Origin of the sequence: Pseudoxanthomonas beigongshangi, assembly GCF_016820515.1 — a bacterium.
GTDB lineage: Bacteria > Pseudomonadota > Gammaproteobacteria > Xanthomonadales > Xanthomonadaceae > Pseudoxanthomonas_A > Pseudoxanthomonas_A beigongshangi.
This window is the reverse complement of the sequence record NZ_JADHDV010000064.1, coordinates 1-591: the sequence shown is the minus strand read 5'-3', so window position 1 is coordinate 591 and position 591 is coordinate 1. Positions and strand designations below refer to the sequence as shown.

The following is a 591-nucleotide window of genomic DNA, read 5'->3' as shown; positions in this document are numbered from 1 at the left end:
ATGTGCCGGGTGCTCAAGGTGGAGCGCAGCGGCTACTACGCATGGCTGAAGTGTCCGCAGTCGGCACGTGCCAAAGAGGATGCGCGCCTGTTGGCGTACATCGAGGAGTCTTACCTGGCCTCCGGTGGCGTGTATGGCAGTCGTAATGTGCACCGCGATCTGACCGAGGCCGGCGAACGTATTGGCCGCAAGCGGGTGGAGCGATTGATGCGACAGAAGGGACTGCGTTCGGTGCGCTCTCCGCTGCGTCGCAGATACAAGGGCGGTAAGCCTGCAGTGGTGGCGCCCAATCGCTTGCAACGACAGTTCACGGTCAAGCAACCCGACCTTGCCTGGGTCACCGACATCACTTACCTGCGCACCGCCGAAGGTTGGTTGTACTTGGCCGTGGTGATCGACCTCTACTCGCGCGCGGTCATTGGTTGGTCGATGAAATCCAGCTTGGCGCGCGAACTGGCGATGGACGCACTGTTGATGGCCATCTGGCGGCGGCGCCCCACTTCGGAGGTCGTCATCCACTCCGACCAGGGCGTGCAATACGGCAGCGATGACTGGCGCCGCTTCTGCCGCGAGCACGGCTTGGAAGTCAGC

1 protein-coding gene is annotated in these 591 nt (G+C 62.8%); it reads left to right on the top strand.

The annotated features are described in order from the left end of the window. A partial coding sequence (locus IQ458_RS19460) for an IS3 family transposase (protein WP_203323845.1) occupies positions 1 to 591 on the top strand: 591 nt, incomplete at both ends.